Source organism: Metabacillus kandeliae (assembly GCF_021166585.1).
Taxonomy (GTDB): Bacteria; Bacillota; Bacilli; order Bacillales; family Bacillaceae; genus Metabacillus_B; species Metabacillus_B kandeliae.
In genome coordinates, this window is the sequence record NZ_JAJOZE010000001.1 from 543,270 (window position 1) to 568,913 (window position 25,644).

At 41.3% G+C, this 25,644-nt stretch carries 33 protein-coding genes and 1 tRNA gene; 30 read left to right on the top strand and 4 right to left on the bottom strand.

The window, feature by feature from the left end:
* The first annotated feature begins 100 nt into the window (after positions 1 to 100).
* The 3 genes from rpmG (at position 101) to LRR81_RS02620 (ending at position 1,684) form a co-directional block, all read left to right on the top strand.
* Positions 101 to 250 carry a 50S ribosomal protein L33 gene (rpmG, locus tag LRR81_RS02610; protein WP_231787733.1) on the top strand — a complete coding sequence of 50 codons (150 nt, stop codon included), beginning with the start codon at positions 101 to 103 and terminating at the stop codon, positions 248 to 250.
* Positions 251 to 327: 77 nt separating this feature from the next.
* Positions 328 to 906, top strand: coding sequence for a 5-formyltetrahydrofolate cyclo-ligase (locus LRR81_RS02615; RefSeq protein ID WP_231787734.1), 579 nt, complete (start codon positions 328 to 330; stop codon positions 904 to 906).
* Between the two features lie 19 nt (positions 907 to 925).
* Positions 926 to 1,684 carry a DUF92 domain-containing protein gene (locus tag LRR81_RS02620; protein WP_231787735.1) on the top strand — a complete coding sequence of 253 codons (759 nt, stop codon included), beginning with the start codon at positions 926 to 928 and terminating at the stop codon, positions 1,682 to 1,684.
* On the opposite strand, the gene LRR81_RS02625 is transcribed toward LRR81_RS02620, so the two are convergent.
* Positions 1,667 to 2,470 carry a glycoside hydrolase family 25 protein gene (locus LRR81_RS02625; RefSeq protein ID WP_231787736.1) on the bottom strand — a complete coding sequence of 268 codons (804 nt, stop codon included), beginning with the start codon at positions 2,468 to 2,470 and terminating at the stop codon, positions 1,667 to 1,669. The genes LRR81_RS02620 and LRR81_RS02625 overlap by 18 nt on opposite strands.
* A gap of 188 nt (positions 2,471 to 2,658) precedes the next feature.
* Here LRR81_RS02625 and LRR81_RS02630 point away from each other — a divergent pair, with 188 nt between their 5' ends.
* From LRR81_RS02630 to LRR81_RS02665, 8 genes are all read left to right on the top strand, one after another.
* Positions 2,659 to 2,835, top strand: a complete 177-nt coding sequence (locus tag LRR81_RS02630) for a sodium:proton antiporter (protein ID WP_231787737.1) — start codon at positions 2,659 to 2,661, stop codon at positions 2,833 to 2,835.
* A gap of 147 nt (positions 2,836 to 2,982) precedes the next feature.
* Complete coding sequence (locus tag LRR81_RS02635) at positions 2,983 to 4,515, top strand: rhomboid family intramembrane serine protease (protein ID WP_231787738.1); 1,533 nt, start codon at positions 2,983 to 2,985, stop codon at positions 4,513 to 4,515.
* A gap of 123 nt (positions 4,516 to 4,638) precedes the next feature.
* Positions 4,639 to 4,842, top strand: coding sequence for a YqgQ family protein (locus tag LRR81_RS02640; protein ID WP_231788595.1), 204 nt, complete (start codon positions 4,639 to 4,641; stop codon positions 4,840 to 4,842).
* A 51-nt stretch (positions 4,843 to 4,893) separates the two neighbouring features.
* The gene (locus LRR81_RS02645; protein ID WP_231787739.1) at positions 4,894 to 5,862 is read left to right on the top strand and encodes an ROK family glucokinase; all 969 of its coding nucleotides are present in this window, start codon (positions 4,894 to 4,896) and stop codon (positions 5,860 to 5,862) included.
* A 358-nt stretch (positions 5,863 to 6,220) separates the two neighbouring features.
* Complete coding sequence (locus LRR81_RS02650; protein ID WP_408631578.1) at positions 6,221 to 8,083, top strand: LTA synthase family protein; 1,863 nt, start codon at positions 6,221 to 6,223, stop codon at positions 8,081 to 8,083.
* A gap of 126 nt (positions 8,084 to 8,209) precedes the next feature.
* On the top strand, positions 8,210 to 9,292 hold the full coding sequence (locus LRR81_RS02655; protein ID WP_231787740.1) for a M14 family metallopeptidase: 1,083 nt from the start codon (positions 8,210 to 8,212) through the stop codon (positions 9,290 to 9,292).
* 94 nt (positions 9,293 to 9,386) lie between these two features.
* The gene (locus LRR81_RS02660) at positions 9,387 to 10,523 is read left to right on the top strand and encodes a YqgU-like beta propeller domain-containing protein (RefSeq protein WP_231787741.1); all 1,137 of its coding nucleotides are present in this window, start codon (positions 9,387 to 9,389) and stop codon (positions 10,521 to 10,523) included.
* A gap of 12 nt (positions 10,524 to 10,535) precedes the next feature.
* Positions 10,536 to 10,844 (top strand): MTH1187 family thiamine-binding protein, encoded by a 309-nt coding sequence (locus tag LRR81_RS02665; protein WP_231787742.1) that lies wholly within the window; start codon positions 10,536 to 10,538, stop codon positions 10,842 to 10,844.
* 30 nt (positions 10,845 to 10,874) lie between these two features.
* Here LRR81_RS02665 and LRR81_RS02670 read toward each other — a convergent pair whose 3' ends face one another.
* Positions 10,875 to 11,051 carry a DUF2759 domain-containing protein gene (locus tag LRR81_RS02670; protein WP_231787743.1) on the bottom strand — a complete coding sequence of 59 codons (177 nt, stop codon included), beginning with the start codon at positions 11,049 to 11,051 and terminating at the stop codon, positions 10,875 to 10,877.
* Between the two features lie 182 nt (positions 11,052 to 11,233).
* Here LRR81_RS02670 and LRR81_RS02675 point away from each other — a divergent pair, with 182 nt between their 5' ends.
* Together LRR81_RS02675 and LRR81_RS02680 are read left to right on the top strand one after the other, a co-directional pair.
* A complete protein-coding gene (locus tag LRR81_RS02675) occupies positions 11,234 to 11,866 on the top strand; it encodes an MBL fold metallo-hydrolase (RefSeq protein ID WP_231787744.1) in 633 nt (210 codons plus the stop codon).
* Positions 11,866 to 12,918 (top strand): SAM-dependent methyltransferase, encoded by a 1,053-nt coding sequence (locus LRR81_RS02680; RefSeq protein WP_231787745.1) that lies wholly within the window; start codon positions 11,866 to 11,868, stop codon positions 12,916 to 12,918. Before LRR81_RS02675 ends, LRR81_RS02680 begins: the two co-directional genes overlap by 1 nt.
* Before the next feature lie 214 nt (positions 12,919 to 13,132).
* On the opposite strand, the gene LRR81_RS02685 is transcribed toward LRR81_RS02680, so the two are convergent.
* A complete protein-coding gene (locus LRR81_RS02685; RefSeq protein WP_231788597.1) occupies positions 13,133 to 13,378 on the bottom strand; it encodes a DUF2626 domain-containing protein in 246 nt (81 codons plus the stop codon).
* Between the two features lie 249 nt (positions 13,379 to 13,627).
* Between LRR81_RS02685 and LRR81_RS02690 the strand changes: the two genes are divergently transcribed.
* Both LRR81_RS02690 and LRR81_RS02695 read left to right on the top strand, forming a co-directional pair.
* Complete coding sequence (locus LRR81_RS02690) at positions 13,628 to 14,008, top strand: Spx/MgsR family RNA polymerase-binding regulatory protein (protein WP_231787746.1); 381 nt, start codon at positions 13,628 to 13,630, stop codon at positions 14,006 to 14,008.
* Positions 14,009 to 14,144: 136 nt separating this feature from the next.
* Positions 14,145 to 14,390: a hypothetical protein gene (locus LRR81_RS02695; protein ID WP_231787747.1), complete on the top strand. Its 246-nt coding sequence runs from the start codon at positions 14,145 to 14,147 to the stop codon at positions 14,388 to 14,390.
* A gap of 34 nt (positions 14,391 to 14,424) precedes the next feature.
* Here LRR81_RS02695 and LRR81_RS02700 read toward each other — a convergent pair.
* Positions 14,425 to 14,499 (bottom strand) — tRNA-Gln (locus LRR81_RS02700).
* Between the two features lie 181 nt (positions 14,500 to 14,680).
* Between LRR81_RS02700 and comGA the strand changes: the two genes are divergently transcribed.
* The 15 genes from comGA to LRR81_RS02775 all read left to right on the top strand — a co-directional run bounded on the left by comGA (position 14,681) and on the right by LRR81_RS02775 (position 25,642).
* A complete protein-coding gene (gene comGA / locus LRR81_RS02705; protein WP_231787748.1) occupies positions 14,681 to 15,748 on the top strand; it encodes a competence type IV pilus ATPase ComGA in 1,068 nt (355 codons plus the stop codon).
* A complete protein-coding gene (comGB, locus tag LRR81_RS02710; RefSeq protein ID WP_231787749.1) occupies positions 15,738 to 16,772 on the top strand; it encodes a competence type IV pilus assembly protein ComGB in 1,035 nt (344 codons plus the stop codon). The genes comGA and comGB overlap by 11 nt, the downstream gene beginning before the upstream one ends.
* 10 nt (positions 16,773 to 16,782) lie before the next feature.
* Positions 16,783 to 17,085, top strand: coding sequence for a competence type IV pilus major pilin ComGC (gene comGC, locus LRR81_RS02715; protein WP_231787750.1), 303 nt, complete (start codon positions 16,783 to 16,785; stop codon positions 17,083 to 17,085).
* Positions 17,066 to 17,515 carry a competence type IV pilus minor pilin ComGD gene (gene comGD / locus LRR81_RS02720; protein ID WP_231787751.1) on the top strand — a complete coding sequence of 150 codons (450 nt, stop codon included), beginning with the start codon at positions 17,066 to 17,068 and terminating at the stop codon, positions 17,513 to 17,515. Before comGC ends, comGD begins: the two co-directional genes overlap by 20 nt.
* Complete coding sequence (locus LRR81_RS02725) at positions 17,499 to 17,810, top strand: hypothetical protein (RefSeq protein WP_231787752.1); 312 nt, start codon at positions 17,499 to 17,501, stop codon at positions 17,808 to 17,810. The genes comGD and LRR81_RS02725 overlap by 17 nt, the downstream gene beginning before the upstream one ends.
* Positions 17,749 to 18,243, top strand: a complete 495-nt coding sequence (comGF, locus tag LRR81_RS02730) for a competence type IV pilus minor pilin ComGF (RefSeq protein ID WP_231787753.1) — start codon at positions 17,749 to 17,751, stop codon at positions 18,241 to 18,243. Before LRR81_RS02725 ends, comGF begins: the two co-directional genes overlap by 62 nt.
* Entirely contained in the window at positions 18,236 to 18,607 is a 372-nt protein-coding gene (gene comGG / locus LRR81_RS02735; protein ID WP_231787754.1) for a competence type IV pilus minor pilin ComGG, read from the top strand. The genes comGF and comGG overlap by 8 nt, the downstream gene beginning before the upstream one ends.
* Positions 18,608 to 18,644: 37 nt before the next feature.
* Positions 18,645 to 19,139, top strand: a complete 495-nt coding sequence (locus LRR81_RS02740; RefSeq protein ID WP_231787755.1) for a shikimate kinase — start codon at positions 18,645 to 18,647, stop codon at positions 19,137 to 19,139.
* A gap of 50 nt (positions 19,140 to 19,189) precedes the next feature.
* Entirely contained in the window at positions 19,190 to 19,375 is a 186-nt protein-coding gene (locus LRR81_RS02745; protein WP_231788598.1) for a YqzE family protein, read from the top strand.
* Positions 19,376 to 19,576: 201 nt separating this feature from the next.
* Positions 19,577 to 19,840, top strand: coding sequence for a helix-turn-helix domain-containing protein (locus tag LRR81_RS02750; RefSeq protein WP_231787756.1), 264 nt, complete (start codon positions 19,577 to 19,579; stop codon positions 19,838 to 19,840).
* 157 nt (positions 19,841 to 19,997) lie between these two features.
* Positions 19,998 to 20,702 carry a YveK family protein gene (locus LRR81_RS02755; RefSeq protein ID WP_231787757.1) on the top strand — a complete coding sequence of 235 codons (705 nt, stop codon included), beginning with the start codon at positions 19,998 to 20,000 and terminating at the stop codon, positions 20,700 to 20,702.
* Complete coding sequence (locus LRR81_RS02760) at positions 20,686 to 21,336, top strand: CpsD/CapB family tyrosine-protein kinase (RefSeq protein WP_231788599.1); 651 nt, start codon at positions 20,686 to 20,688, stop codon at positions 21,334 to 21,336. Before LRR81_RS02755 ends, LRR81_RS02760 begins: the two co-directional genes overlap by 17 nt.
* Positions 21,337 to 21,613: 277 nt before the next feature.
* Positions 21,614 to 23,443 (top strand): polysaccharide biosynthesis protein, encoded by a 1,830-nt coding sequence (locus tag LRR81_RS02765; RefSeq protein ID WP_269448474.1) that lies wholly within the window; start codon positions 21,614 to 21,616, stop codon positions 23,441 to 23,443.
* A 17-nt stretch (positions 23,444 to 23,460) separates the two neighbouring features.
* The gene (locus LRR81_RS02770) at positions 23,461 to 24,621 is read left to right on the top strand and encodes a glycosyltransferase family 4 protein (protein ID WP_231787759.1); all 1,161 of its coding nucleotides are present in this window, start codon (positions 23,461 to 23,463) and stop codon (positions 24,619 to 24,621) included.
* On the top strand, positions 24,587 to 25,642 hold the full coding sequence (locus tag LRR81_RS02775) for a glycosyltransferase (protein WP_231787760.1): 1,056 nt from the start codon (positions 24,587 to 24,589) through the stop codon (positions 25,640 to 25,642). Before LRR81_RS02770 ends, LRR81_RS02775 begins: the two co-directional genes overlap by 35 nt.
* Positions 25,643 to 25,644 lie beyond the last annotated feature (2 nt).

A 25,644-nucleotide genomic window follows, 5' to 3' on the forward strand; every position in this document is an offset into this window, starting at 1 on the left:
GAATAAAATGAAAATTTAAGTGGAATTTCTTTCTTTTTAATGATATGATATTAAAGTCTGATTATAAATTACGATTTAAGAGTTTGGAGGGAAAGAAATCATGCGTGTTAACTTAACACTGGCTTGCACAGAATGCGGCGAGCGTAACTATATTACTAAGAAAAACAAACGTAATAACCCTGACCGTCTTGAAATCAAAAAATATTGCTCAAGAGACAAAAAAATGACTGTACACCGTGAAACAAAATAAGCAGCAGGAATTCATTCCTGCTGTTTTTTTTATGCCTGAAATCAGGTATTCTAAAAGTCAGAAAGGCAGGGACTCCATTGAATAAAGAGGCATATCGAAAGCTAATGAAAGAGAAGCTGAGCAGGATTGATGAAGAAGATTTTAAACAGCTCTGCCGTCAAATACATACAAATACATTGAGCTTGAGGGAATGGGACGAGGCAAGGATCATCGGCATCACCATCTCTGCCGGAAGAGAAATTGATACAGAGCCATTAATTCGAGCAATGTGGGAACAGGGAAAGCGGGTCGCTGTTCCAAAATGCATTCCGAAAACAAAGGAAATGATTTTTCACAGCATAACATCCTATTCACAGCTTGAAACCGTCTACTTTGGCCTGATGGAGCCTGTACCTGAAAAAACAGAACTTGTCAGGAAAGATGAAATTGACCTTGCCGTGATCCCAGGATTGATTTTCGACAAAAGAGGATACAGGATTGGATTTGGAGGAGGATACTACGACAGGTGGCTGTCTGACTATTCAGGCGAAAGTATTTCGCTTGCCCTTCAAATGCAGGTGGGAGAAAAGATTCCTAAGGAAAGCTTTGATTTGCCTGTAAAAAAAATTATAACAGAGTCGGAGGTAATCCTTACTAGCGATGGTACTCTATTTTAGCAGCGGGATATTGTTAATCATGATGATTTCATTTGCTGGCTGCAGGGTTAAATCGCTGACAGCCGGAGGAGCACTTGCTGCTTTCGCAGTTGGTGCCTGCATTTTTGCGGGACTCGGCTTTTCAGGCCTTATGTTATTGGGGATTTTCTTTGGTACCTCAAGCCTGCTGAGTAAATTTAAAGCGGCAAATAAAAAAGAAGCAGAAAAGCTTCTGGAAAAAGGAGACCGGCGGGACAGCATTCAAGTGATGGCGAATGGCGGTGTGCCTGCTGTGCTTGCGGTTTTTTATTTATTTCTGCAGGAGCCATTTCTGCTGATGGCATTTTTTGTCTCTATTGCGGCGGCTAATTCTGATACATGGGCATCTGAAATTGGAACACTTAGCAAAGGATCCCCAAGGATGCTTCTTTCATTAAAGAAAGTTCCTAAAGGAACGTCAGGCGCTGTATCACTTCAAGGGACGTTTGCGGCGATCGCGGGTGCTGCTCTAATTGCAGCTGCAGCCTGCATGATTTATGGAAACGGCAGAGCTTTCTTTTTTGTACTTTTCTTCGGTTTTTTAGGAAATTTGGCAGACACTTTTCTTGGCGGGAGTATTCAGGCAGCATATCAGTGCCCTGTTTGCGGAAAAGAAACAGAAAGAAAAATTCACTGCGAAGTTAAGGGCGAATTGGTTAAAGGCTTCAGCTTCTTTAATAATGATGCGGTTAATTTTCTATCCATTTTACTTGCTGCTGTGTTAGCCGCAGCTGCTGATCGTTTATTCCTTTTCTTTTAAATCCCCTTTTTCAATGGCCAGCACGATCTTATAGGCCACAGAAAGAATGGTTTGCTGATAGGGAGTCATCACTTTATAATCCTTTGAGACAATTCCATAAGTTCTTAATTTATCAATTGCCCGTTTGATTGCTTCTGTATTTTGATGGGGTTCTGGCACTTGCGGCACCTCCTGCTTTTTCGTCTGGGCCTCATAAAATGCCCGAGCCATTTCATCCAAGTCGACATCTCCGTCTATTCCCGGCACTTTGCCATTTTGTGAATATTGAAAGCACTGCCACTTATCCCAAATACCGTTTTCTCCGGGAGTCTTTCTTCCGTAGTGCGCAATCCAAAGCGGGTAACTGGCCGATTCTTTCGATAAATAACTGTTTGCAAAAGAAGTTGAAGTATACACCATCGGTTTCTTTCGGGTGCTTTTCTCTATCTGCTGCAGCCAAACTTTGGCGAAGGAGGATACCTGATTTTTGGAAAGTCCGGCATTAACTTCAATATCGAGGACATGCGGCAACTCAGAGGGCTTGTCTGCAATGGCTTGCAGAAACCACTCTGCTTCTTGCAGCGGCGGGTTGCCAGGGCGGCTAAAGTGATAAAAGCCGATGGCAAGTCCTGCTTTTTTAGCTCCTGAATAATTCTTTTCTAAATTAGGGTCTTTAATGGCAGTACCTTCTGTGGCTTTGATAAATACAAATTGATAGCCTGCTGCTTTTACTTTTGTGAAATCGATATTTCCCTGCCACTTGGAAATGTCAATTCCCTGCACATTGGACTCCGATCTGGAATTCATTTATTTCCCTCCATTCTTTTAGAGAGCTTGTTCCCCTTTCTATATTAAATTATTCTTTTTCAAATTCGCTGTGACAAAGTGGAAAAACCGGCACATTATCAAGAAATTAGTTGGTTTTGTTGACCTCTTTTAAGAAGACGGGATAAAAATAATAAAAAAAGCAGAAAGTAAAAGAAGGAGGGATGAGAATGGGAAAACTGATTCGCAGCCTAATAATACTTCTTTTATTTGCTGCTGCTTACCGTTATCGCTACAGGCTCTTTAACATGCTGCTTGGCCGGCAGTTTCTGAGGTCAGCGTTTATCCGATTGTCCATGAATTTTCCTTATTTCCGAAATAAAATGATGCATCGCACGTTTTCATGAGCAGCAGGCAAAGGGGAGGACTTTCCTTCTTTGCTTGCTGTTTTCTTTTCCCGCGCCAATGGGCAAATTCACTGCTTCCTCCTTCCTTTTTCCTCTTTGCCGCTGATATAATAAAGAGAAATGGACTATGGCTTGGAAAGGACGATTATGAGGATTGAACAGGATTTTTTATACTGGAAATTGATTGATTTGCTGCTTGCAGATAACAAATTCAGGCTTGTGAACCTTTCGCAGGATCAGAAGGAAGCATGGCTTGAGCCGCGGGGGAGCAGGGAATTCCAGCTTGTGAGAATTTCGCGGAATGAGATAGATTGGGCAAATATGCTCGTTCAGGATGCTGAGAGAAATGCCCGGCTTTTCGAGGAAGTTAGAAAACAATCGGGCTTTCGTTCACTGAATGTACTGAATCTTTACATACTTGATGAAGAGCCTGTGGATGATTGGGACGAACTGAATAAGCCTGTTTCTTTTGAAAAAACAGCATTAAAAACAATGCTTGTTACCCGTGATAATAAAGCGAAATTGATGTCTGACCTCTCCCATATAGTAAAAAGAGATGTAACGGCAGCTGAATCAGCAGGGGAGAACGGAGGGAGCCCGGAGGATTTGGAAGCTTTAAAAGCAAACATCCTCAATCGGGCAAATCAGTCTGTACAGGAAGAACAAAAAATCTTTGATTATGGAAAACCTTTTTTCACTTACGTGTTTATTGCAATCCAGGTAGTCATGTTTCTTTTGCTGGAACTGTCAGGCGGAAGCACAAACACCGAAACACTGCTGAGGTTCGGAGCTAAATACAACCCGCTGATCGAAAGCGGAGAATGGTGGCGGCTTGTTACACCGATTTTTCTCCATATCGGCGTTTTCCATCTGCTGCTGAATACGATGGCTCTCTATTATGTAGGAATGGCAGCTGAGAAAATGTACGGCTCGCTTCGATTTTTCCTTATCTATCTGTTCGCAGGCATAGGAGGCAGTCTTGCAAGCTACGCCTTTAATCCGGGTCTGTCTGCCGGAGCGTCAGGCGCCATATTCGGGTGTTTTGGAGCGCTGCTTTATCTTGCGATCCATGACAGGCAGCTGTTTTTCCGGACAATCGGTCCAAATATTATCGTTGTCATTCTTTTAAATTTAGTGCTTGGCTTTTCCATTTCCAATATAGATAATTCAGGGCACATCGGAGGGCTTATTGGCGGGTTTCTCGCAGCAATGATTGCACAGCTGCCTGGCAAAAACCGAAACGGCCTTCGGCTTGCAGGAATAATTGGAGCTGCGGTCTTTATCGGGGGGCTGATTTTTTACAGTCCAGGCATATCAGCCTCTGCCAGTCCGGAAGGGGCTTTAGTGAAAGCCAATCAGCTTTTGAATGAAAAGAAATATGAGGAAGCAAGCGACGTGCTGAAGGAAGCTAAAAAAAACTCTGGTGCAAACGCAAATGTGCTTTTTCAATTATCCTATGCTGAGATTAATCTGAAGGAGTATGATTCAGCTGCCGCAAATCTGGAGCAGGCCATAAAACTGGATCCTAAAATGGATCAGGCCTATTTCAACCTTGGCCTTCTGTACATGCGAAATAAGGAGCTCGACAAAGCGCAGCAGATGTTTTCAAAGGCAGCAGAGCTGAAACCGGATGATAAATTGTATGCAGAGCATAAAAAAATGGCAGACCAGCTGAAATAATCACTCAGCTGGTTTTTTGGGCATCAGCAAGCGGGCATAAATGGAAAAGGATTTCTGCTTGACGGCAAACCCTTTCTTTTATAAGTTAGAAGAGTAAATGTATGATTTAGAGGTGAGGGCACCCTGAAAACAATTTATGATGTGCAGCAGCTGCTGAAAAAATTCGGAACGATCATCTATGTCGGTGACAGACTGGCTGATCTTGAGCTGATGGAAGAAGAGCTGAGACAGCTTCGCGAGATGGGGCTGATCGAGACGAGGGACTTTCAAATGGCAGTGCTTCTCGTGAGGCACGAAGCCCAAAAGCAAAAAGAAAAGAGAAACTGAACTTCCGAGTGCAAACGGTTTCTCTAATAAACATAAAGGGATGACGCAGAAATGGCAGATCAATGGCTGGTTGGAGTGGACCTTGGCGGTACCACTATTAAAATTGCATTTATTAGCTTATATGGTGAAATTATTGTGAAATGGGAAATCCCGACAGATAAAACAGGGAAAAGCATTACAACAGATATTGCTAAAGCGATTGATGCCAAGCTTGAGGAGCTTGGTGAAACGAAGGAAAAGCTGGCAGCTGTCGGCATGGGTGCACCAGGTCCTGTTAATCTTGCTACAGGCCTCGTATATGAAACGGTGAACCTTGGCTGGAAAAACTATGCGCTGAAGGATCATTTGGAAATGGAAACAGGGCTGCCTGCAGTGATTGACAATGATGCCAACATGGCGGCCATTGGTGAAATGTGGAAGGGAGCTGGCGACGGCTCAAACGATATCATCATGGTAACACTTGGCACAGGAGTCGGCGGAGGCATCATCAGCAATGGCGATGTCGTTCACGGTGTGAATGGTGCAGGAGGGGAAATCGGCCATATAACCTCCATTCCTGAAGGCGGGGCACAGTGCAATTGCGGCAAAAAAGGGTGCCTTGAAACAGTAGCATCTGCTACTGGAGTTGTCCGGTATGCAATGGAAAAACTTGAGCAGACAGATATGCCAAGCCTGCTGCGACAGACACTAAAGGAAGACGGCTTTATTACATCAAAGGATGTTTTTGAATATGCCTCTAAAGGTGACAGACTGGCTCAGGAAGTTGTTGAGTTTGTATCCTTTCACCTTGGCTTTGCACTTGCCAACCTTGCAAACGGAACCAATCCTGAAAAAATTGTTATAGGCGGAGGAGTTTCAAAAGCAGGAGAATATTTAAGAAACAGTGTGGAAAATCATTTTAGAAAATACACTTTTCCGCGTGTTGGAGAAGCAGCTGAAATTACCATTGCAACGCTTGGCAATGATGCAGGTGCAATAGGCAGTGCGTATCTTGCTAAGACATTGTTAACCAATTATTAAGAAATACTTTTTGATTGATTTATCCATAATAAAAGGAGCCTCCGAAGACGGATGGCTCCTTTTTTATAGTTTAAAATATAAAACCTTATCCAGACTATGGAGCAGTTATTGCTCAGCTTCAGCCGCCAGCCCGATCTGATGCTCCATCGGCTTTTCTTATGATGGTTTAAAGCTAACTTGTTTAGGGAATAAAATGACATCTCAAATAATTCATTTTACCAAATGAATATTGATTTGAAGTTGATTTTTTGTAAAGGTAGTATTAAGATATGTACTAGCTTAGCTTTTGTTATTTCAAAATAATGTAAAAACCCTTAGGGTGAAAATAAAATAGGGCGGATAGTAGGGGGTTAGCATTTTGGTTAATACCAGTAAAAGCAAATATTCATTTTTGCTTATTGCAGCAGCCTTTATGTGGCTGAAAACCTATATTGTTTATAAAACGAGCTTTGATATTAAAATTGAAAATTTTGGACAGGAACTCATTCTTCTTATTAATCCTATCAGTTTTTTGCTTTTCTTCTATGGGATTGGTTTATTTTTAAAAGAAAAAAATCGGAATCGCTATATTCTGGGAGCAAGCTTTGTTTTGACATTGATTTTGCTCGCCAACATGATTTTTTATCGATTTTTTAATGACTTTTTAACCTTTCCAATATTATTTCAAACCAATAATATGGGAGAGCTAGGCGGCAGCATCTCCTCATTATTTCAACCAGCTGACTTGCTTCTTTTTGTCGATATCATTATATTGGCCATTCTCATGAGACGGTCATCCTCAAAAAGCGAACAGCGGACTCCCAAAAGAGAGAAAAAAATTTATTTTCTGCTTTCAGCCGCGATGCTGTTTTTAAACCTTGGTTTCGCAGAGGTAGCGCGCCCAGAATTGCTGACAAGATCATTTGACAGAGAAATGCTTGTGAAGAACCTCAGCCTTTACAATTTCCATATTTACGATGGGCTGATACAATCCAAGACATTTGCACAGCGGGCGATGGCGGACAGCAATAACCTGACGGAAATTGAAAACTTTGTGAAATCAAGCAAAAAGAAACCGGATGATAACTTGTTCGGAGTGGCTAAAAATCGAAATGTCATTGTTGTAAGTCTTGAGTCAACGCAAAGCTTTGTTATGAACAGAGATCTGAAGGGCGAGGAAATAACCCCGACCTTAAACAAGCTTGCCAAAGAAAGCTATAACTTTGAAAATTTCTATCATCAAACCGGCCAGGGGAAAACATCTGATGCAGAGTTTCTTGTAGACAACTCACTGTACCCGCTTGGCAGGGGAGCCGTTTTCTTTACAAACTCTGATAATAAATATACGGCAACACCAGAACTGCTGAAGCAGGAAGGATATTCCACAGCCGTTTTCCATGCAAATAACAAGTCTTTCTGGAACAGGGATTTAATGTACCAATCATTCGGATATGACAAGTTCTTTGATATTAACAGCTATAAAGCAACCCCAGAATCTTCTGTGGGATGGGGCTTAAAGGATAAAGAATTCTTCCAGCAGACAGCTGATTTGATGAAAACGATGCCCCAGCCGTTTTACTCAAGAGCGCTCACTCTGACGAACCATTATCCTTTTGATTACAAGCCTGAGGATAAAATGCTTCCTGATGCTGGGACAAGCAGCAAGACAGTGAATAATTACTTTCAGACGGTACGCTACGAAGACGAAGCTGTGAAGGAATTTATAAAGAAGCTTAAAGAAAACGGGCTTTATGACAATTCAGTTATCGTGTTTTACGGTGACCATTACGGCATTTCAGAAAACCATAATGCTGCTATGGAGCAGGTACTGGGCAAAAAGATTACTCCTTATGAGAACATGCAGCTTCAGCGTGTGCCATTTATGATTCATATCCCGGGTGTAACGGATAAAAACCCGAAAAACATTGAAGAACCAGGCGGACAGATTGACATCAGACCTACACTTCTCCATTTGCTTGGGGTAAAAGATCAGAACCGGATTGAATTTGGCCATGATTTGTTTTCGAAAAACCGCTTTCCGTTTACGGTTATGAGAGATGGAAGCTATGTATCAGATAAATATATTTATACAGACGGTAAGTGTTTTGATCGAAAAACAGGACAGCAGGAAAAAGACCCGAAACAGTGTGAAGTCTATTCTGAGCGTGCGAAGCAAGAGCTCAATTATTCAGATAATATCATTAATGGCGACCTCCTCCGATTTTACAATCAGAAAGAGTAGTCATGAAAGCTTTGGTTCTTTTGAACCAAAGCTTTTTCTGATAAATAAGGTCTTCTATCCTGTTTTAAGATGTTCGAAAAGGATTTAGCTCCTCATAAACTGAATGTAAAGAAAGGGGGAAGGCTTATGAACTTTTCTGTTGAACAGCCCATTGGTCTTAATGAACTTTCCGAAAAATTGAATCTTCCGGTTCAGCTGATTCTTGATTCAAATGCAGAAAAACTGCCCGGCCTGCTCTCCCCAGGCCAGCAGGTGCTGATCCCTGGATATGTATCGGACGGTGCAGAAAATGTGCAGCACAATAAAATAACAGGCTTAATGGGAAATCGTAAAAAAGCATATGATTACCAGGCACTGCTGGATGATCTTGCTTTGCTCCAAACAGCCTATCCCTTTATTCAGCAGAATATCATCGGGACCACTGTACTGAAAAAGCCTATATATGAAGTAACAGTAGGCAGCGGACCGAAAAAAATTCATATGAACGCGTCCTTTCATGCTAACGAATGGATTACTTCTGCAGCCCTCATGCAGTTTTTAGAAACTTATTTGCTTGCCCTCATTCAGGAAGCCTCCATCAATGGAATACCTGCAATCAAGCTCTACGAAGACACAACACTTTCGATCGTGCCGATGGTAAATCCGGATGGTGTGGATCTTGTACTCGCCAGTCCGTCCTCCATTAATGATGCCTATTACCAGGATGCCTTGCGGATCAATTCCTTTTCTGATGATTTTTCCAGCTGGAAAGCCAATATCAGGGGTGTCGATTTGAACAATCAATTTCCTGCATACTGGGAAATTGAAAAAGAACGAAAAGAACCAAAATCTCCTGCTCCGAGAGATTATCCCGGCGACCAGCCTCTCACTGAGCCTGAGGCAAAGGCAATGGCTGCATTAGTAAAAGAAAAAAACTTTGACAGGCTAGTTGCTTTTCATACACAAGGGGAAGAAATATACTGGGGTTACATGCAGAAAGAACCGGAGGAATCGGCAGTTATTGTGAAAGAATATGCCATACAGAGCGGATATAAAGCCGTTCAGGACATTGACAGCCATGCAGGCTTCAGAGACTGGTTTATAAATGAGTGGAAACGTCCCGGTTTTACGGTAGAACTTGGCATTGGCGCCAATCCTCTTCCAATAGAGCAATTTGATGAAATTTGCCGCAAAAGCGAAGGCATTTTCTGGTCTACGCTTTACTTATAAAAGCTATCATTTTCTTTTACCTGGCAGCAGCAAAGTGCTCCATCTGAAAGGAAGTTCAAGCCATCACATAAACATAGAGAAAGGAAATTTTCAGGTGAAAGAAAAGAAAGGGAAAAGAATAAGAATAACAGCAGGTGCATCTCTCCTCCTCACTGGGGTGCTCCTTGCTGGCTGCAGCCAAGTAGCTGATCCAAAGGAAATTAAGCAGCATCAAGCAGCGGTGAAAAAAGATTCTGCTCCGCTCAGTGTGCGGCTATACGAAACAACAGAGAAAGACTTTGGGACAGTCAGCGGATGGCTTGATTCTGATCATGTGCTGGTTGAAGAAAATGCCGGTAACGGTGGTTCAAATCTGTTTTCTTACAGTTTATCAGCGGGGAAAAAAGAAAAACTGTACGCCTCAAGTTCAAAATTGGCTTCTGTTAAAATCAATCCGCAAGAAAAGCTGCTGCTGCTTCAAGCGAGCAGCGGGGACAATAAATCTGAAATAATCGTGATTAATGAAAAAGGGGAAACCTTATATAAAAAAGCGATCACGGCTTTCCAGCTTGATACATCCTGGAATAGGCAGAATCCAGATTTGCTCTACGCCACTGCCTTTAAAGAGGACTGGACTTTTCAAACCCATCTTTTGCATCCGCTTAGCAAGAAAGAAGCGGCAAGCCCCGTTGCAGTGCCGTTTGTTGAGTGGGAAGGGAATGATGCTCTTGTCTATATTAAGTGGGACCAAAATGATCCGCAAATTCAGGCGCCGCTGTATCAATATGCATTAGAGCAGGGTACGGAGATCATGTTAAAGAAAAAAGCAGTAAAACAAGAGGTATTTGGAGAAGTACTGCTTACCGTTTCAATGGAAGATGAAAAAAGCAGCACAGGCACCTACACCTTTTTCAACTGGAAGACAGGCAAGGAACTGGCAAGCATGAAAGCACCGCTTATCTCGAACTATTCGGAATGGCAGGTTCCCAATTATGCGTTAAACGAGCAAAAGCAGCTATTTTATACGTTCCGCCAAAACAGCAGCCAAACCTTTGATCTCATCGCATTCTCATTAAAGGATCAAAAAGTTCGTACTGTAAAAAAAGGATTGGAAAATCAGCCGATTTCATTATCGCCTGATGGAAACACCCTTTTATACGGGCCAAGGTTTGAGCAGCTTGTTGATTTACAAACGCAAAAAGTCCTTCCGCTGGTGAAGTATGATAAAATGCAAATGGACAGCAGCCAGTAAGGAGGAAGCATTGTGGCAATATTTGACGTTACCATTATCCCGATCGGCACAGAAACACCAAGTGTTTCAAGCTATGTAGCAGATATTCAAAAGATTTTGCAGAAATACCAGAATGAAGGGAAAATTACCTTTCAGCTAACACCGATGAACACCTTGATTGAGGGGGACTTGAAGGACTTGTTCGAGGTTGTGCAGGCGATTCATGAAGCGCCTTATGAAAAAGGCATCCAGAGGGTGGCGACGAACATCCGGATTGATGACAGAAGAGATAAGGCTTCAACAATGAAAGGAAAGCTTGAGAGCGTGAATAGCAAGCTTTGAACATGCGAAAACCCCGGAGACCCGGGGTTTTTAACCGTGCATCGTTGGTACGCCGTGGTAAATGATCGTCATAACGGAAAACCAGCCAAAAATAGCTATAGCAGCAAGAGTAAAAACAATGCTCAGCCAATTTTTTCGTTTCCATGCTCTGAGCAGTCCCCATACAGCAAAAATCGTGATTAAGCTAAAGATAATTATAATTCCCATCTGCGTCCCCCCTAAGCCATCGTTCTGTTCGTTAACGGAAAATTTAGAAAAAAATGAGAATTTCCTGCTTTAAGTTTAACCGTTTTCATAAAGCTTGTCGAGATGAAAAACAGCGTTTGAAATATTGCAAAGCTTGCTTGATAATGAGAGAAGAAACCGACAATAATGGATGAGGTGATGGAATGAAATGGCAGCGGATCCCGCTTGGGCCAATCCAGACAAATGCTTATTTATACTATGATGATAAAGGAGAATGCTTGATCATTGATCCGGGCAGCGAGGGCAATAAACTGAGCAATATCATAAAAGAAAAGAAATTAAAGCCGCTCGCGATCCTTTTAACACATGCTCATTTTGACCACATCGGAGCTGCAGATAAGGTACGGGAACGGTTTGGCATCCCAGTATATGTACATAAGGAAGAAAAGGACTGGCTCACATCCCCGGAGCTGAACGGCAGTTCAAAAATGGGAATGGAGCCGATTACGGCAAACCCTGCAGAGCATTTGATTGATTCGGAAAAAGAACTTGAAATCGGACCATTCAAACTGGCTGTCCTGCACACACCAGGGCACTCGCCAGGCAGTGTTTCTTATTATGACGCTCTATCTGATCTTGTTTTTTCAGGAGATGCCCTCTTTGCAGGCAGTATCGGCCGAACAGATCTGACAGGAGGAAACCATGAACTGCTTTTAAAAAGCATACATAACAAGCTGCTTTCCCTTCCTGAGGAAACTCTTGTCCTGTCAGGGCATGGACCTGAAACAAGCATCGAAGCAGAAATGGACTCCAACCCGTTCCTTAACGGCTTTTAATGCAAGAGCTGTTTAATAAAATAATCAGAGACGGGGGAAGCATCTCCTATTCTGATTATATGGAAGAAGTGCTCTATCATCCTCAAAAAGGCTATTATATGAAAGAGCAATCAAAGATCGGCAGAAAAGGCGATTTTCTGACAACAAGCAGCTATTCAGAGCTATTTGGAAAGCATTTTGCCCGCTTGTATTCCGATCTTGTGGAAAGCGGCTGTTCACACTCTGCCTTTATGGAAGCAGGGGGAGGAACAGGAGCTTTTCTGCAGTCCTTTCTGGACGAAAGAAGAAGGACCGGAGAAGAACTCTCAGACAATATTTACAGCCTTGAGAAAAGCCCGTATCATGCCTCATTGCAGAAAGGGCCTGTCACTGCTTTGAGCAGTTTGAATGACCTGCAATCACCTTTCAGCGGAGTATTTTTTGCCAACGAACTGTACGATGCTTTCCCTGTTGATGTCATTACTAAGAAAAACGGCAGCCTTTATGAGGTGCAGGTTGGAATATACGATGGGAAGCTGTGCGAAGTACTCGTTCTTATAAAAAACGGCTCATTGACAGATTATCTAAAGTGGGCCTCTTTGCATCCTTGCGAAGGGCAGAGAATTGAAATTCCGCTTGGCATGCTAAAGTTTATGGAAGAGCTCGATAAGCATCTCAGACAGGCATTTATCATCATGATTGACTATGGCTACTATAACGAGGAATTAATGGAGCCGCATTTAAGAGATGGAAGTTTGCGGGGCTACAGCAGGCATTCGCTCATCAAGGATCCTCTGCTCTTTCCTTATCAAATGGATTTGACTTCACACGTTCACTTTGATGCTTATAAGAAGAAAGCAGAAGAGCTTGGATGGAAGAGTCATTTCGAAGGAAGACAAAATGATTTTCTCTGGAAGACCGGCTTTGCTGACAATTTGAAGGAATCAAGCGATCCGTTTTCAAAAGCAGGAAAAACGAACAGAGCTGCCGTTTCTCTTTTATCAGGAAGCGGGATCAGTCAGGCTTTCCATGTCTTTATCCATGAAAAAGTTTATGTTAAAGGAGAATGTTGATTTTTTACGCACCTGTTGATTGGAGTGGCAGGCGGGAGACTCCTGCGGGAGCAGCGGGACAGGTGAGACCCCGGAGGCGCAAAGGCGCCGAGGAGGCTCAAGCGGCCCGCCCCGCGGAAAGCGGACGCCTGAAACGGAAATCAACAGCCATTTTAACAGAGTCATGAAAAAAAGTAACAGCTGCACATGTGTGCAGCTGTTACTTTTTTATGTTTTATTCAGCACCCATACCTGGGATCATCATAAAGGTGGTCCAGTAAGTAAACCCGACAAAAAAGATTGTGCAGTAAGCACCGAAAATATAAATATACATACGCTCAGTTAATTTTAAATAAGATAAAAAGACAAAAAAGACCGTTTGTGCAAAAAATAAAAGCGATGTTTCTTCCATATCCCCAAGGAAAAACATAACAGCAAAGATACCCGTCCAGAACCCCAATACCCTGAACATCCGATCCAAACAAATTCCTCCTTTACCCCTCTGACTGATTTTATTATATCCAACAATTCCTTCCATTGTAAATAACCCGCTCGCTTCCAGAACTGTAAAAAAGGAAGAAAATGGCCCTTTGTAATAAAAAGTTCATAATTCAGTTAAGTCTTATGGGTATACAAACATTGTACAAATAATGTACAATACAATTACACAAATAGAAAACGGATTTATATAGAAAAGGGCCTTTGTAATATATTCCAGGAGGAAATGAAAATGGATGAATTGACATTTTTTACTTATCCTAGCTGTACATCTTGCCGTAAAACAAAGCACTGGCTGAAAGCGCATGAAATCGGTTTTCACGAAAGGCACCTCTTCAGAGAAACACCAACTGCCTTGGAATTAAAAAAAATCCTTGAGCTGACAACCGAAGGGATTGACGAAATACTCGCCACCCGCAGCCAGACGTACAAGGACCTTAACCTGAATATAGAAGAACTGAACCTATCAGAGCTCTTGAAACTGATCACTGAAGAACCAAAACTGCTTAGACGGCCGATTATTACAGACGGAAAAAAACTGATTGTCGGCTACAATCCGCAGGAGCTTAACAAGATTGCCAAGGATGGCAGCTATCATCAGAAGGTTTGCTAAGAAAATCACCCTTGGAGGGTGGTTTTTTTAGTTGAACAGGCTGTACAGTACGAATAAAAATTATTGTTGGAATTTCATTATAATGGTATATTTTAAGAGAATTGTTCTTTATTAAGCATGAAAAGGACGGTAATGCATGGGAGAATTTAAATTTTTCTTAGAGGGGATAGGATCACGAACGGTTGCTGCGGATTTTCTTAAACCTGATTTTACTTCAGAGAGTCCTAGCATTATTGATGCTTCAAAGGAACTTGCTGAAAAAAAGAAATTAAAATTTATGGGGCATGAATCTCTTAACAGGGGATACCGGTTGTACTACGAAAAGCCTTCCTTGCTTAAGAAAAACAGAAAAACTTACATCTATTATGTATCCTGTGATTAATGTCTGCTAATGCAGGCTTTTTTATTTGAAAAAATGGCTGGGCTAGCTGGATTCGAACCAGCGCATGACGGAGTCAAAGTCCGTTGCCTTACCGCTTGGCTATAGCCCACTAAAGAATGCGACAAATAGTATCATGTGCAAATTAAACTTTCTTATGCAGAAAACGCAATAATTAGTTGGCCAAAATACGCTTTTCTTTCGAAATTCGCAGAGAAAAATAAAATATCACAATATGACAAGACTTAATGCTTCCCATATAATCCACTTGTAGACATTAAGGAGGCTGATCCATGCAGGCAATTGAGCTATTAAGCGAACGGATTATTGAAGAAGCGCATTCCCTGCAGGCATCTGACATTCACCTCGTCCCGAGGGATGAAGATGCTGCTGTTCACTACCGCATTGATGATGACCTCATAGAAAAGCACGTGCTGAAAAAAGACGTTTGCCAGCGTCTGATTTCCCATCTGAAGTTTTTAGCATCCATGGATATTGGTGAAAGAAGAAAACCTCAAAACGGTGCCCTGGCGTTTACATCTGCTAAAGGCAAGATGAACCTGAGACTGTCCACTCTTCCGACGATTTATGATGAAAGTCTTGTGATTCGTCTCTTGGCTAAAGAAAAGGTGCCGGCAGTGCCAAAGCTATCTCTTTTTCCCTCTATCACGAACAAACTCCTCTCTTTTCTAAACCATTCTCATGGCTTAATGATTTTCACAGGACCGACCGGCTCCGGAAAAACCACTACTCTTTATTCACTGCTTCACTATTCCAAGAAAAACTTCCAGAGAAACATCATTACCCTTGAGGACCCAGTGGAATCAAAAAGTGATGAAGTGCTTCAGGTCCAGGTGAATGAAAAAGCAGGCATTACTTATGCTGCAGGCTTAAAGGCAATTTTAAGACATGATCCTGACATTATCATGGTTGGAGAAATCAGAGATCATGAAACTGCTCAGATTGCCATTAGAGCAGCGCTGACCGGCCATCTTGTCCTGAGTACCATGCATACGAGAGACGCAAAAGGGGCGATCTACAGATTGCTTGAATTTGATGTGCCGCTCTCTGAAATTGAACAAACGTTGATCTGCATCACTGCCCAGAGGCTCGTTGAACTCAAATGTCCCTTCTGCAAAGAAAAGTGCTCTCCCTATTGCAAGCAAATGCGGAAAATCAGAAGGACAGGTGTCTATGAACTGCTGTACGGGAAAGATTTGAGCCATGCCCTTGAAAACGCAAAAGGAGCAAATACTGTATGGAGCTATCCAACATTAAAGGATGTTATCAAAAAGGGAATTGCACTCGGTTATCTTTATCCCGACACCTATTATAAATGGGTATTTGATCATGAAGCTTAATAAAGACTGGAAGCTGAGCACGCAGGCTGAATTTATGCAGCGTTTAAGCGAGCTGCTGGAAAAAGGCTACTCGTTAAACGAAGGGCTCAGTTTTATGCTCCTTCAGCTAAAGGGACGAAGAAAAGCTGCTCTAACCGTCTGCCTTGAAGAATTGAGCAAAGGCTTGTCCATTTCCTCGATGTTTGAGAAGCTTTCCTTTGATAAAGATGTCCTCAGTTATCTCTATTTCGCAGAAAATCATGGTGATCTTTCTTTTGCTTTAAAGGAAAGTGCCAACCTTCTCTCAAGAAAATGCAATCAGGCGGAAAAGCTGTCTGCTGTCATGCGGTATCCCCTGTTTCTTATTTTTATCGGCGGAGCTGTTATTTATATTGCACAGTCTGTCATTGGCCCGCAATTTCTGCAAATCTACCAGTCCATGAACATGGAACCCTCTCTGCTGACGAAGGGACTTATGCTGCTATTCGACTTCATAAAATATGCTCTTATTGGTTTGGCAGGCAGCGGTCTACTTTTCTTCGTTTTATATTTTTTCCTCTTTCATAAGCTTCATCCACAGAAAAAAATGAGGATTGCAATGCAAATACCGCTCATCAATAAAGGCTTTAAAATGCTAAACAGCTACTATTTTGGGCTTCAGCTCAGCTATCTTCTTAGAGGAGGATTGTCTTTTTATGAAAGTCTCCTGATCTTCGAAAAGCAAAATTACCACTCTTTCTTTCAAGCGGAAGCCAAAACCCTGATCAGCGAGCTGAAAAAAGGGGAGGCTTTCGAGACGGTCATCCAGAACAGCCCTTTTTACGAAAAAGAATTTTATCAAGTCATAGCTCATGGACAGGCGAACGGCCGCTTGGAAAGAGACTTGTATCATTACAGCCAGCTTGTGATAGCCAATCTTGAAAAGAAACTGTCTAAACTGATTTCTGTCATCCAGCCAGCAGTATTTTTAATTGTAGGCTTGATTGTATTAAGTGTGTATTTATCTATGATGCTGCCGATGTACCAGATGATGGAGCATATATAAGGAGGAACAGATGAAAAACCAAAAAGGCTTTACATTGATTGAAATGCTGATCGTACTTCTCGTTATCACCATCCTCTTACTGATTACGATACCGAATATCGCTAAGCATAACGCCAATATCCAATCAAAAGGCTGTGAAGGGCTGAAGGATATGATCCAGGCTCAATCATCCGCATATGAAATGAAAGAAGGAGAAAAAGCTACCATCGAAAAGCTTACAACTGAAAAATATATAACAACCAATAAGTGCCCTAATGGAACAACGCTTGGGCTTGATACGGAAGGTGCTGTGGTTGAAGCGGCAAAGCAATGAGGAGGGCTTCACGTTAATAGAAAGTCTGATTGTGCTGCTAATATTTATTGTGCTGAGCCTTGCCCTTGTTGTGAATATGAAGCCGGCAAAAGAGCACGCAGTTATTTCTCAATTTTTTGAACAACTGGAAAAGGATATACTTTATGCGCAGCAGCATGCGGTCGTTTCACAAAACAGCTATTACTTTATTTACAGCGCATCCTCAAAGCAATACAGCATCCGCAGCAGCGGTATTTATCCTCAGAAATTAATAGAGCGGGCATACAATGAGGAAATCACCATGACTAAGCAGACCATGCCTTACACCTTTTATTTCGATCCTCAAGGCAACATATCCGCAAGCGGTACCATCCTTGTCCAATATAAAGAGCAGCATTACTTAATAAAGTTTTATCTAGGAAAGGGGAGGTTTCATGTGGAGAAGGTCTGAAGGATTTTCCTTGCTCGAATGCATCGCTGCTTTTTCAATCTGGTCGCTCATCACTGTCACTCTCCTTCCTGTCATGATGCATCTCTCAATTGAAAGAGATAACAGTGTAAAAGAAACAAAGGCAGTGAAATACCTGAATTTAAAAATGAAAGAAAACATGTATAAGGGAAGCTCTGTGCCTTTTCCAATAGATGATGCCTATACATTGGAGGCTGATCCGCATAAAGAACTTTGTGTTATATGGAAAGAAAAGCCTGAACGCAAAAGAAAATATTGCCTCCCGCTGCCGGAATAGCCGCGGCTATACTCTTTTAAACATGCTGTTTGCCCTTGGGGTCTTTACCATTATTGTTTCATCCATGCTTCCGCTGATTTCATTTTTGCTTCATTCTTCCCAAAAGTCCGGAGATCTCAGCGCTTTTGAATGGGAAGTATTTTCAGAACAGCTATCAAATGAAATCAGGCAAGGGAAACAATTCTCTGTGACAGCAGAGGGGATTGACTTTACCAATCCCTCAGGTCAAAGAGTATCCATCACTAGATATAACGACCTTGTACGACGGCAGGTAGGGGGAAAGGGACACGAAATTATGCTGCAGCAAATCAAATCAATCCGGGCAGAAATCACCAGTACTGGCCTTGCCTTTAATCTTGTAAGCAAAGCAAATGTATCCTATCATTTATCCATCCCGTTATTTCAAAATCTTAAAGGAAACACTTATGAATAACCAAAAAGGATCAATTTTCCCTTTCACTGCTATGATGTCCATGCTGGTTTTTCTCACCATTCTTCATGTTACTGCACTGCACCTGTTAGAAAAAAATTTCTATTTTGATACAAAACAATATTATGTACTCGACAGTCTCATGCAAAGAGGAGTGGCACAGTCACTTAAAAAAATAAAAACAGCGCCAGAAGCTTTAGTGGAAGAAGAAGTACTGAAAACAGGGAAGGTCAGATACCATATCACCCAAATCTCCCCAGGGGAGTACAAAACAGATATTGCCTGTGAAACGAATGAGAGCAGAAAAAAACAAGCCTACTATATTTACAGTAATGCAAAAGGTCTTATCACATCGTGGACAGAGTGATAAACTATAGCAATATGCATAGCGATGGAGTGATAGGATGAAAAGAATCTTTCTAACCGGATTTATGGGTGCAGGCAAAACAACTGTTGGGGCAGAGCTGTCGAAGAAGTTAAACCTTCCTGCCGTAGATACAGATCACCTTATAGAAGAAAGCGCAGGAAAGCCGATAAAAGAAATTTTTAAGGAAGAAGGCGAAGCAGCATTCCGCTTGCTGGAAACCAAGACTCTGAAAGAAGTGCCGCTTGAGAACATTATCGTTACAACAGGCGGCGGTCTCGTCATTTCGCCGGAAAACCGCCGCTATATGCTGGAGACAGGAGCGGTGGTTTATCTCGAGTGCCATATAGACACCCTATATGAAAGGCTCCTCAATGATACGGACAGACCTCTCATTCAGGAAAAAACAAAAGAAGACATCCATGAAATATACAAAAGCCGGATGCCATTTTATGAAGAATGCATGATAAAAGTTGATACATCAAATAAGACTCTTTCGGAAATCACAGAGGAAATTGCAGAGAGATTAAAATAGCTGGAGCCAGGCTATACTGACAGTAAAATCGCAAAAGAGGGGCGAGGCAGCTGTCAACGAACGATTACGTCAAATACCTGACTCAGCAGTTTGTCAAGTACATGGATACACCGAAGGAAAAACGGATGGAGCAAAAAAAGCTGCGGAAGGATGAAAGGCTGCCTGCTGTGAATCGCTGGTTTGGCATTTTGCCTTTCGGAGTCATGCTATTATTCAAAAATAGAAGAAAACAATGAAACCTTTGAACTTGCTTCAAAGGTTTTTTTGTTCAAAAAAGAAAAGTTAAGAAAAACCAAGAAACCAAGAGAAAAAGGGCTATTTATTGGTTTAAATGACAATATTTGATTGATTACGTCTATTGAGAAAATAGGAAAAAAGAGGTAAGTTTTCTTTATAAAGAACATAACCTGGCGTATTTAGGGGTGAGGGTACATTATATGAAACAAACAATTGGGGAGAGAATAAAAAAGCTCAGAATTCAGCATAATATGACGCTGAAAGAGCTTGGGGAAGCCGTAGATTTTAACTATAGCAACTTATCTAAAATTGAGAGGGGGATCCGAAAGCCGCATATTGATTTTCTTCAAAAGGTTGCAGATTTTTATGGAATTGAAATGGCCTATTTTTTCACTGATCCTCTGGAAAGAGAAAAGCAAGCCGATTCAAAAGGAAAAAAGTATTACATTCATTCTATGAAATAACATCAGCAGATTTCTCAAAATTTCAAACAGGACTATTGACATGTTCTTTATAAAGAACTAGACTGAGTTTAGAAAAAGTTTTTTCAAATTGAACAACTGCGCTTAAAATGTTCGTTTTAAAGAACTTAATGAAATTTGAAGAGAAATGAGTGACTGTATGGAAAAGGAAATTGATTTAAAGAAATTATTCAATGTACTTCTTCTAAGAAAATGGCTTCTGGTATCTGTTACTTTTTTGTTTGCCGCAACAGGATATTTTCTCAGTGCACCTCAGGATACAGCCTATTATTCTGCGACTGGGAAGGTATTAATTAAAGATGATGGCAAACTGACAGGCACATTGCTTGCCATGTTTAATGAGCCGGTGATTTTAAAAGAAGCTGCTGCAAAGCTTAAGCTAAAGGATAGTCCAGAAACATTAAGCAGCCAGGTTTCTGCCGTGCAGAAGGAAAATTCTCAGATTGTATATGTAACCGTTACTGATTACAATAAAAATCTTGCTATTCAAAAAGCTAACGCGGTTATGGAAGCATACCAGGATAATATTCCTAAGGTATTAAACTTTAACCAAATTAAAATTCTTGATCCGGCAAAGTATTCTCAAGAGATCACTTCAAGTCCGATGAAGACCATATTTTTATTTACAGCAATTGGACTAATTCTCTCCATCGGCCTGATCTTCCTGCTGGATTCCTTAGACAGCTCCATTAGGACAGAGCATGAGGCTGAGCAAATTTTAGAAATGGCCGTGCTCGGCAGTATTGCAAAAGCAAACCGAAGAAATGCCCCAATCAATAAGAAAAGCAAGCTAAATGCGATTGTGCGAGGTGAGTCTGTTGCAGGCTATGATGAGTCTCTTTGATAAAAAGCTTTCCCCGCGTAATTTATATGCGTACATGAATGCCGGTTCTGCTCTCTCAGAACAATACCGGACAGTCAGGACCAATCTTCTTTTTGCCCTTGATAAGCATAAGAGATACTCCTTGGCCGTCACCTCGCCTGAAAAGGGTGATGGGAAATCTGTGACCTGCACAAACCTGGCAATCTCGCTGGCGCAGCAGGGCTGCAAGGTGCTTCTCATTGATGCCGATATGAGAAATCCTTCCCTGCATACCTTGTTTAATGTGAAAAATACTACCGGTCTTAGCAATGTATTGAACAAAACCTGCCGCATCGAAGAAGCCATTCAAAACACACCTGTTGGAAGGCTTGACTTGCTTCCTTCCGGGCCATTGCCTTATAACCCGACAGAACTGGCGGATTCACAGGCAATGGAGAATCTCATTTCACTTGCTTTAGAAGAATACAATTTGGTTCTGTTTGACACACCAGCCATTAATCAATATTCGGATGCAAAAATTTTAGCTAATCAATGTGACCAGTTAATAATGGTCATTAAAAGCGGCAAAACAGCTGCAGAAAAAGCGGTGAAAGCTAAGAAGTCACTAAGTGAAGCAAAGGCTGAGTTTCTCGGAATCATTCTGAATCAGCGATAGATCATTTTTACTAGGAATCGTTTTCAGTTTTACACAAAATGTTCTTAATAAAGAATTAGGAGACGTCATCTTTCCTCTAGCAATGATGGCACTCGGTCGCGCTGCGGGTTTTCTAAACCTTAGACGCCAGTCGTCATAAGCGGGATGTGAGGAGGGGTTGAATGCCCCATATTTATAAATTTACTTATGCGGTCTTGGAAAAGACCGTATAGCTAAATTTTATAAATGTTTCTTTTACTCAGGACAAAAATTATGAAATATGGAAAGGGTGAGCTGGTTGGCCTACCGGACAAGATTGTCCTTATTAATCCTGATTGATTCCATCATTGTTCTGACATCCGTGTTTTTCTCAAGGTTTGTTGTCAGCGCAGATATTCATGTATTAACCGTTCCTATTATGATCAGTTCTGTCACACTGCTGTTAAGCCATCATATTTTTTCTTATATTTATAAGCTCTATAAAAAGGCTTGGGAATATGCAAGCATCAGCGAACTGGTCAAGATTTTTCAAGCGATTACGTTTTCTATCATATTGCTTGGAGCTGTTCAGCAGGTGTTTTTTGGAGATGTTTATGCAAGGCTGCTTGCTGTTACCTGGATGATTCATATTCTTCTTATCGGAGGTTCCAGGTTTTGCTGGAGGGTATACAGAGACTCCTTATTCAAACAGCATGACCATCGGAAAAGAACATTGATTATTGGAGCTGGTTCAGCAGGGACGATGCTCGCAAGACAGCTTAACCGCAACAAAGCAGCTGAATTATTGCCGGTTGCTTTTATAGATGATGACCTAAGAAAAAGAAACCTGGATATTCACGGCATACCGGTAGCAGGGGGCGTAGCTGACATTCAGGCAATTGTTAAAAAATACAAAGTGGAAAACATTGTCATCGCTATTCCTTCATTAAAGAAAAAAGCATTAAACCGTATTTTTCAGGAATGTGCAAAAACAGAAGCGAAAACAAAGATCATGCCAATGCTTGAAGACTTGGTTACAGGGAAAATTTCGGTCAGCCAATTCAGGGATGTAAAGGTAGAGGATCTTCTTGGCCGGGAACCGATCAAACTTGATATTGACAGCATTTCAGAATATGTCACAAACAAAGTCGTCTTGGTCACTGGTGCAGGCGGATCCATCGGGTCTGAAATTTGCCGGCAGATTGCAAGATTTGAACCCCGCCAGCTTATTTTGCTTGGGCATGGCGAAAACAGCATATATTCAATTGAAATGGATTTAAGAGAGATCTATCAGGATAAGCAAATTCACTTAACCACTGAAATAGCCGATCTGCAGGATGCGGCAAAAATGGCTGCCGTCATGGAGAAATACAAGCCGGACGTTGTTTACCACGCAGCAGCACACAAGCATGTGCCCCTCATGGAAAGGAATCCAGAGGAAGCCATAAAAAACAATATGATCGGCACAAGAAATGTGGCAAATGCTGCAAGCTGGTATGGGGTTGAAACTTTTGTCATGATCTCGACAGACAAAGCGGTAAATCCCACAAGTGTGATGGGAGCCACTAAACGGCTTGCAGAAATGATTGTTCAAAATATGGACTCGATCAGCAATACGAAATTCGTTGCCGTAAGATTCGGCAATGTCCTTGGCAGCAGGGGAAGCGTGATACCGCTTTTCAGAAAACAGATTGAAAAGGGCGGTCCTGTTACGGTAACTCATCCAGAAATGGTCCGTTATTTTATGACGATTCCTGAAGCATCAAGGCTTGTGATACAGGCAGGTGCACTCGCGAGAGGAGGAGAAATTTTTGTTCTCGATATGGGCGACCCGGTGAAAATTGTTGATCTTGCCAAAAACCTGATTACCCTCTCAGGCAACTCTGAAGAGGAAATTGGCATCGAGTTTACCGGTATCCGTCCAGGCGAAAAATTATTTGAAGAGCTGCTGAAAAAGGACGAGGTTTACGAGCAGCAGATTTATCCAAAAATATATATCGGTAAGAAAGCATTTCTTTATATAGAAGAAATCGAACAATTGATTACTGAAATGGACAATTTGTCAAAAGAAGAATTAAGAGAACAGCTTTTGGCACTGGCCAACAGGCAGCAAGAACAAAATGAAGAGCTTATGACCATCCCGGGCTAGGGAGAGGAGATTGAAAAATGACGAACAAAGTGCTCTTTTGCGCAACAGTTGACTATCATTTCAAAGCCTTTCATCTGCCCGTTTTACAGTGGTTTAAAGAACAGGGATGGGAGGTTCATATAGCTGCCAAGGGCAAAATAGATCTGCCATTTACGGACAAAAAGTTCGATATTCCGATCCAGCGCTCCCCTTTCAAAAAGGAAAATATAGCTGCTTATTCTCAGCTGAAAAAGCTTCTGGAGGAACATCGCTACAATTTGGTCCACTGCCATACCCCTATGGGAGGAGTGCTCACTCGCCTTGCCGCAAAGAATGCGCGAAAACAGGGGAGCAAGATCATTTATACAGCTCACGGCTTCCACTTTTGCAAAGGCTCATCACTGGCAAATTGGCTGATTTACTATCCGATAGAAAAGCTCCTGGCGGAACATACCGACTGTCTTATCACCATTAATAAGGAAGATTACGAGCTCGCAGCAAACCGCAGATTTAACGCAGGCGCCATCAAGCACATACACGGAGTCGGTATAGATACGGAACGGTTTAAGCCGGCTGAACCTATAAAGAAAAATGAGCTGAGACTGAAATACGGCTATCGCAAGGAGCAGCTTCTTCTTTTTTATGCAGCTGAGTTCAATGCAAACAAAAATCAGCAGCTGCTGATCCGGGCGATGGCAAATGTAAAAGAAGCTGTTCCAGATGCTAAGCTGCTTTTAGCAGGAGAAGGAAGACTCCAGGATGAATGTAAAAAACTTGCGAAGGAGTTTAATGTTGAAAGGAATATTGACTTTCTTGGATACCGGAAAGATATTGCTGAACTGCTTCCAATGTGCGACATCGCTGTTGCCTCCAGTCTGAGAGAAGGGCTGCCGGTGAATGTGATGGAGGCGATGGCGTGCGGGCTGCCGGTGATAGCAACAAAGAATAGAGGCCATTCGGAGTTAATTGAAGACAAGCTAACCGGTTTTATTGATGTACATACTCCAGAACTTATGGCAAAAAAAATAATACATCTGCATCAAAATGAAATTGATCTTAAAAAAATGAGCGAAGCAAGTGTTAAAAAAATCAGCTCATTTTCTATTAACCGAATTATTATGGAACTTGCTGAAGTTTATCAGAGCTATTTCCCGGAGGTAGACCATGCCAAGCGTGAGCATAATCGTGCCTATATATAATATGGAAAAATACTTGGTTAGATGTTTGGATAGTATAGTAAATCAAGAACTTCAGGATTTAGAAATCATATGTGTAAATGACGGTTCCAATGATTCCAGCAGAAGAATACTAGAAGAATATTCTGCTAGGGATAAAAGAATAACACTAATTCACAAGGAGAATGAAGGAGTATCTGCAGCCAGAAATACTGGGATAGAAGCATCTACAGGTGAATATATAGGATTTGTTGATCCTGATGATTGGATCGAGCCTTATATGTATTCACAATTATTTAAAGCTGCTGTTAAAGAAAACTCTGATATTGTGATGTGTTCCTATATTAGAGAGTTTGGGACTCATTCAAAAGCAAAGGAACTCAATCTTCCTGAGAAGTTAACAAATGATCAAATTGGTGAATTGATAAGAAAATTAATCGGCCCCATAAAGAATGAAGTCGCAAATCCAGAGCTCCTGGATGCATGGGGAACAGTTTGGTCAAAAATATATCGGCGTTCTTTGCTAAAAGAAAATGAGATAAGATTCATCGATTTGAAAGAAATAGGCACTAATGAAGATACGCTATTTAATTTATATTCTTTTTCTCATGCAAATGCTGCTTATTTTATTAATTATCCTTTTTATCACTATTGGCGTGCAAATAATCAATCAGTAACTTCTTATTACAAAGAAGACCTTTTAGAACAATGGTTAAACCTGTTTCGTCTTTTTGAAAAATTCATTTCTGAAAATGAACTATCTCCTGCATATATTTCTGCATTAAGAAATCGAATTTGTTTAGGAACTTTGGGTCTTGGGTTAAATATCATCAGTCAAGATAACAAATTATTAAATTATAAAAAACTGAAAGAAATAAAAAACATTCTAAATAACGATCAAATTAAAAAAGCTTTTAAAGAATTTGATTTAACCTACCTTCCTATTCACTGGAGGGTTTTTTATTCTCTGGGAAAATTCAGAATGACAATTGGGTTTTATTTTATGCTTGTCTCTATAGAAACTCTTAGAAGAAATATTAAGTAAAG